The organism is Lysinibacillus sp. FW301-JW8 (assembly GCF_058788755.1).
The window spans coordinates 1-7,005 of sequence record NZ_JBYTBB010000122.1; the positions used below are offsets into that span (position 1 = coordinate 1).

The 7,005-nt window shown below is 36.5% G+C and carries 7 protein-coding genes; 1 reads left to right on the plus strand and 6 read right to left on the minus strand.

The features are described from left to right. Nucleotides 1-80: 80 nt before the first annotated feature. From AC3WOM_RS26240 to AC3WOM_RS26260, 5 genes are all read right to left on the minus strand, one after another. Nucleotides 81-869 carry an HAD family hydrolase gene (locus AC3WOM_RS26240; protein ID WP_427550012.1) on the minus strand — a complete coding sequence of 263 codons (789 nt, stop codon included), beginning with the start codon at nucleotides 867-869 and terminating at the stop codon, nucleotides 81-83. A gap of 131 nt (nucleotides 870-1,000) precedes the next feature. Further along, a complete protein-coding gene (locus tag AC3WOM_RS26245; RefSeq protein ID WP_427550014.1) occupies nucleotides 1,001-1,249 on the minus strand; it encodes a DUF3006 domain-containing protein in 249 nt (82 codons plus the stop codon). Beyond that, the gene (locus AC3WOM_RS26250) at nucleotides 1,236-2,411 is read right to left on the minus strand and encodes an MBL fold metallo-hydrolase (protein WP_427550017.1); all 1,176 of its coding nucleotides are present in this window, start codon (nucleotides 2,409-2,411) and stop codon (nucleotides 1,236-1,238) included. The genes AC3WOM_RS26245 and AC3WOM_RS26250 overlap by 14 nt, the downstream gene beginning before the upstream one ends. Before the next feature lie 84 nt (nucleotides 2,412-2,495). Continuing rightward, complete coding sequence (locus AC3WOM_RS26255; RefSeq protein WP_492449033.1) at nucleotides 2,496-3,638, minus strand: glycerate kinase; 1,143 nt, start codon at nucleotides 3,636-3,638, stop codon at nucleotides 2,496-2,498. A 112-nt stretch (nucleotides 3,639-3,750) separates the two neighbouring features. Beyond that, on the minus strand, nucleotides 3,751-5,256 hold the full coding sequence (locus AC3WOM_RS26260) for a coproporphyrinogen III oxidase (RefSeq protein WP_492449035.1): 1,506 nt from the start codon (nucleotides 5,254-5,256) through the stop codon (nucleotides 3,751-3,753). A gap of 164 nt (nucleotides 5,257-5,420) precedes the next feature. Between AC3WOM_RS26260 and AC3WOM_RS26265 the strand changes: the two genes are divergently transcribed. Further along, nucleotides 5,421-5,783 (plus strand): hypothetical protein, encoded by a 363-nt coding sequence (locus AC3WOM_RS26265; RefSeq protein ID WP_492449037.1) that lies wholly within the window; start codon nucleotides 5,421-5,423, stop codon nucleotides 5,781-5,783. A 68-nt stretch (nucleotides 5,784-5,851) separates the two neighbouring features. On the opposite strand, the gene AC3WOM_RS26270 is transcribed toward AC3WOM_RS26265, so the two are convergent. Continuing rightward, the gene (locus AC3WOM_RS26270; RefSeq protein WP_492449039.1) at nucleotides 5,852-6,760 is read right to left on the minus strand and encodes a stalk domain-containing protein; all 909 of its coding nucleotides are present in this window, start codon (nucleotides 6,758-6,760) and stop codon (nucleotides 5,852-5,854) included. Nucleotides 6,761-7,005: the final 245 nt, after the last annotated feature.

A 7,005-nucleotide genomic window follows, 5' to 3' on the forward strand; every position in this document is an offset into this window, starting at 1 on the left:
AGAGAAATCCGACTTTGAATGAATTCAAAGTCGGATTTCTCACGAATTGAAGCTAGTTATGTCCCAGCCTCATTTTTGATTTATAGCTTACTCACAAGTTCTAAAAGTGCAGTTAAAGAGTCTACCTCATAAGTTGGCGTAACAGTACCAGTTGGAGCATTGTTTTCACGATTAATCCATACATTCCGCATGCCCACACGTGATGAGCCTAAAATATCAGTATTTAAATTATCGCCTACCATAATGGCATCATCAGCTGTAATGCCAGCTTTCTCCATAACATGCTCGAAAATTGAAGCATCTGGCTTTCCTTTGCCAAAGTCTCCAGAAATAATAATATGGTCAAAATATGGCGCTATTTCTGGTGTAATTGTCAGCTTTAAGTTCTGCAGGCTTGGAGCACCATTCGTTAATAAAATGAGCTGATACTTTCCTTTTAGCTCATCCAGCACTGTAAATGTATCCTCATATAAAAATGGGGATACCTTACGTTCTGCCACAAATCGCTCGCCAAGCTCTGCACCTAACTTCGCATCACTAATTCCTAACGATCCTAAGCCCTTTGTCCATGAAGCTGTACGGTACTCTGGTACAATTCCCTTCATCTTTTGGAAGGAATCTGTTGGATCATCAAATGTTCCCCAAAGACCTTCAAATGGGTTAATACCAATTAACACTGTATAATCGTATGTTTCATAGCCCTCGTAGAGCGTACGAGCTTCCTTTCGTACCGCTTCCTCTAGCTCTATCGGATTTACATTATGTATAGTTGCTGCATATTGACAAGTTTTTTCAAAAGCTGTTTTAACCGATTTTTTATCCCACAGCAGTGTATCATCTAAATCAAAAATAATTGTATTAATTGACATTGTGTCAGCTCCTAGCTTCCTTTAATACTGCTTATTTTAGCATATTTTCAAAATATTTAGGATGGCATTTTATGCACATTCCTTCTAAATTAAACAAGCTATGCGTAACCTTACGCACAGCCTGTCATGTACTATTTATTTTTATTACGCAGACGTTCCATCAAGCTCTTTACCTCAGCTTTTTTTTGCTCTGTTTCCTCTAGTAAAATTTCAATATGATAAATGTCGTTAATTTCTTCAATTAACACACGATCACCCACCTGTACTGGCTTATTCATGGCGGATTGTAATATGATTAGTTGCTCCTCTTCCTCTGGATACTTCAAGAAAACTGCATAGCCATCTTCAATACGGTCTAAGGTGTATTTAGTCGAGCTCACTAACAAGTTCCCCTTTCGCATTCTTTAATTGTGCAGCATCTCCATCATTTAACCAAATTTGTTTCTTCGTCCACTTTAAATAATTTTGGCCTTCTCTCGCATCTGTTCCACTTGTCACATAAATAATTTTACCTGGCTGTAATGTCACATTTGGAAATTGGAATACTTGATTCCCCTCTATTGAAATAAGCTGCCAATCTTTTAACGATACTGCTTCACTGCCATTATTTTTAATACCGACAATCTCATCTATTAAATCCTTACTAACAATCTCTACACTTACGGTATTTGGAGGTGTTGTAACAATGGCTCCTGACCATTCTTTTGAATGCACATCATAGTTTACCCCATCTGTGGATACGATAACCGTTCCTGCTTCTGCAGTTGCATAAATCTTACTACCAACAGCTTGCAATCGCTCAACGACTTCAGCATGAGGATGCCCGTATTTATTTCCTTCCCCATAGCTTAAGACGGTTACTTCTGGCTGCACTGCTTGAATAAATTTCTCCGAGCTACTAGTATTTGAGCCATGATGACCTGCCTTTAAAACTGTTGCCTGTATATCATTTTGTAGCATATCTTTTTCTAATGCTATTCCCGCGTCCCCTGTTAATAAAAATGAAACATTGCCATACACTATTTTTAAAACAATGGATGCATCATTATTATCTGTAGCATGTTCATTAGCATTTAATACCTTTACAATAAGATCATCATCAAACGCTATATTTTCTCCTGTTGTTGGAACATGATAAGGAATATTTTTCGTATCAATTAGTGTCAGCATTTCTTCAAAGGTTTGAGATGTATGTACCTTTCCTGAATCATAAAATTGACCAATATCGATTGATTGTAACACAGGAATTAAGCCCCCAATATGGTCAGCATCAGGATGTGTTGCTACAACTATATCGAGCTTGTTTACACCTAGCTCTTTTAAATATGAAACCACCTGCTGCCCTGCCCCCTTGACACCTCCATCCACAAGCATTGTCTTACCATTTGCCGACTCAATGAAAATAGAATCTCCCTGCCCTACATCAAGAAAATGGACACGCATTTCTTGTCCAGCAGTTACTGGTACTTTTTCTGTCTTTAAAGCCTCTGTACAGCCCGCTAATAAAAAAATACAAAAAAGTACTATTATTAATTTTTTCATCTTCTTACTTCCTTTCTATTTTTCTATTATACAAAAAAGAGCAGCTTGGAACTGCCCTCTATTTCTCTTCAGCTAAAATCTCCCCTAAGATGAAACACTCCTCTGTAAGAGATACTCAAATATTTTTTTGGTTTTCAGACGAATACACTCATAAGGCTTTTGCATTGCCTGTTGTACACTAACCTTTTCATCTACTAAAGACTCAACAACCGTAAAATAATCATACAATGCAGGTTTATCAGTATCATCAATAATTCCAGACAATAAGATTGCCTGAGCATTGGCTAATCTGGCTGCCTTTGCTATTCCTAACGGAGCTTTTCCATGTAATGTTTGACGATCTGATTTCCCTTCACCTGTTATAACGAATTGAGCATCTTCTATATGTTGTTTTAATTGAACAGCATCAATTACAATATCAATGCCTGCTGAAAAGCTACTATTTAAAAAGGCTATGAATGCACCACCCATTCCTCCTGCAGCACCTGCCCCTTTGAAATTATGTAATCGAATGCCATATTGCTTTTCAACAATGTCTGCAAGCTGCTTTAAACAGGTATCAAAACAAGCAATTTGATGCTCTTTAACGCCTTTTTGAGGTCCAAATATAGCTGTTGCCCCTCGTTCTCCGATTAAAGGATTATCAACATCACATGCAATTGTAAACTGCGCTTCAGCTAATCGCGAATCTAGACAACTATTATCAATGAAGGCTAGCTCTAATAAAGCTGACACTCGATCTTCAATTAATGAGCCATCCTTTTTTCTAAATTGCAGTCCCAATGCCTTTAACATGCCAATACCGGCATCATTTGTAGCACTACCGCCAATTCCAATAATAAACTTCCTAAACCTCTGATCTAGTGCAGCTTTAATCAACTGACCAGTTCCATATGTTGATGCCAGTTCAGGATTTTTTTCATTATCCTGCAACAACATAATGCCAGATGCCTGAGCCATTTCAATCACACATGTAGTATTATCACCTAGCACACCATATCTCGCCTCTATTTCTCTCCCTAATGGATCAAGCACCTGTGTCGAAAAATAATGACCATTTGTAGCAATAACAAGTGATTCCAATGTGCCTTCTCCACCGTCTGCAACAGGTAACATCACGGTTTTAATTGCTTGGTCTACATCCATGATTCCTGCCTGCATTGCATTAGCCACCTCGATGGCTGACAAAGTTCCCTTATATGAATCTGGACTAATAACGACCTTCATTTTACTCCTCCACTTCATTTATTTAATTTCAGCTTTAAGATGATTATACTTTAGAGCAAACACTCTTGTGAGCGTGAAAAAAGCAATCCGAACAACTCAGATTGCCTTTGCCTTACATTTTATATAATTCATCTAAAAACTCAATTTTTTTATCTATAGCATCTTCAAATGTCATGATATAGGCAGCAGGGTCCTTTGGATTATGAAACTGCGTAATTTTCCCTGTTTCAGGATGAACAAATTTAGAAGAAGCGCCACAGCCGATTCCTAAAATTGTCTGTACCTCTTCCATGATAACAATATTATAGATGCTTTCCTCACCAGCTTTACTATAACCGACATTCTCTAAATTACCTAAAATATTTTTTTGTCGATATAAATAGTACGGAACATAGTCATTTTCCTTTGTCCAATCTTGTGCCATCTGCATCATTTCTGCAACAGTATCACGATCTGCTACTTTGTATTTATCCTTATTACGAGTCATCTCTGATGCACGCTTAAAGGATAGTGTATGGACAGTCAATGACTCTGGTTGCATCTTAGCAGATTCCTCTAAAGAATGCTGGAATTCCTCAATACCTTCATTTGGTAAACCAATAATCAGATCCATATTAATATTGTTCATACCTGATTCACGCGCAAGCCAAAACTTATCAACTGTTTCCTGAACCGTATGATGACGACCAATCGCTTTTAACGTTTCATCTGTATAAGATTGTGGATTAACACTTATACGGTCAATCCCCCATTTTTTTAACACTTCTAGTTTTTCTGTAGTAATCGTATCTGGTCTACCCGCTTCAACTGTCACTTCACGAATTGTTTCATGATATGGGAAGGAATCGTACATCGTCTGATACAACGCATCCATTTCATGAGCCTCAATAGATGTTGGCGTTCCACCACCCCAATAAATAGAAGTGATTTTCATATCGTTGTCCTTCAGCCATTTACCCATTTCTCTTAATTCAATATGCAGCCCCTCTAAAAATGTAGTGACACGGCCCTGCTTTCGGTTGCTTCCAATCGCATATGCGGGGAACGTACAATAGGCACACTTTGTTGGACAGAAAGGAATTCCGATATAAATACTTATGTCCTTTCCAATGTTATCGATATCAGGAATCGTCACTAATTGTCGTTCAACAATGTCTTTTAAGAGTGCTACCTTTTGTGCGGACAGTCGGAAGTCACGAATAAGGATGTCAGCAATTTCTTTCTCGGTCATGCCTGCTTTTCTAAATTTATGATAAAGCTTAGTTGGACGGACACCTGTTAAAATTCCCCATTGCTGTTGCATCCCTGTATATTGTTCAAGCACATCTAAAAAAACATGAGACAGGGCACGTTTAATACGAATATTTAGCTCACGTCCCTCAGCCAGCGTATCATATTTAATATGGTATTCATTTGTAAAATGCTTTCCCTCTATCTCTAATGCTGCTTTTGTAGATAAAGAAAAATCCTCAGTAACATAATGCTCGAAAGATACGGACATGTCTGCTCCTTCAGACTTTACTTTTAGCTTGGAATCCTCAAAAAATAAATTTGCAATATGATTTAATACGCGAATCCAATCCTCAGGATAATTTTGATCTATGTGAATAATTTTCATTTTCTTCGCTCTCTTCTTTCAAAATTACGGCAACCATAGTGTAACAAATTTTTATTAGGTTAAGCAAAGCAACAAATAGAAGTTTTAAATAACAGAATATTCTGTCTAAAGATAGACAATTTAAGTTATTCTCTTTATAATTTTTAGTAAAGGTGGTGTTGATAGTGGTTCTTATAAAAAATAATTATTTTTCTACGGCTCCAAGCTTTATTCACCAACTAGAAATATTATTTCATCACTTTGATTTAGAGCGCTGTGATGAAAAGACCTTTTACATTACTGTTTTATTAAAATATCGCATGCATAAAGTTCCTTGCGATTTTATTTATATTATGGATCAAGAAGAGATTTACGGTGCTATCTCTATCAACAAGCACTACGAACAGGCACGAAAATTTATCCAGCAACATTTTCGACATGCATTATTGTATTCAGATGAATTAATATTAGCAAAAAATTTTATGCAAACCTTCCATTTCAAGCAAAATGTTCAAGTCTTTGCGAAGAAGTATCCGAAATTTTCTTAAATACTCCTGAAAGAAAAAACAGTAAGCTAGAATACCTCCTCTAGCTTACTGTTTTACTTTGAAACATATTATTTTAGGAATTCCTCTACAAATTCAATTGGTACATATGTTTTATTCGCTTCTAACAATGCAGGTGCTACATGAAGTGGGTGTAAAGCTTTGTTAATACCAAATATTTTTTCGCCGCGAGTAATTGTGTAAGATAAATTACCTTTTGTTACGATTGCCCCTTTACCCGTTGACTCCACCGTATAACCGCGTTTTTCAGCAATCAAGCGCAAAGGAACCATCTTCGTTCCTTCCACTTCATATGAATCTGCCTTAATAATGGCTGCAATCTCTGCTTCAACAGTATTTTCTACTGTAATGGCAAATTTGTTATCAAGAACAATTACTTTTGAAGGTGTTGTCTGAGCTGGGATGCTTTTTGTAGAAGCTGTATAGAAAACAACTAGATGCTTCTCTGCTAAATCCTTAGCTGTGACTTTTTCTCCCTGTGTATTGAAAAGCTCCGTCTTATCCCCAATGTTTAATTTTAAAATATCATAAGTATTTGTTAAGTTTTCAAAGAAATAATCAACCTCAACAAATCCAACTTCCTCGGTTTCAACAATGACAACATCAGGACCGAATTGTGGCGGATAGATTAATTTTTGAGGCTTATTTGCAAATGTATAAGCAACTATTTTATCTCCCTCTTTAAGATTCACTTTCTCCCCTGTATTATCGAAAATAGGTGTTTCATTTGTAATTTCTAAAACATTCGTTTGATCGCCATCTTTTACCGTGTAATATGTAATTTTTTCGCCAACATGGACTTTCTCAACTGTCCCATGCGTATTGTTGAAAATGTGTACAGGATCAATTTGAATTTGTGGTGCCTCTGTAGGTTTTTCATTGGCTGAAGCAATAGGAACTACTGCACTTCCAAATAATAATGCTGTCATTGCTACAGGCGCAAACTTTTTCATGTTCATAAAATCTCTCCTTATTATTTAGATTCATAGAAGTAGTCGTATTAAAATGGTAAAAGTTTCATTAAAAAAATCAATTTCGTCTTGGCGTAATTGTATCTGCCGCTTTGCTTTCGCTACAAAAAACAATTGCTGAATGAAGATAAAAAAACCATCATGGCCATGATGGTTTTCCATGTTGTTGAAATACTATTATGTCAATGAAATCAAGGTGACAAATTAAAAAGTATAGCCCTTTTTCAAAACGA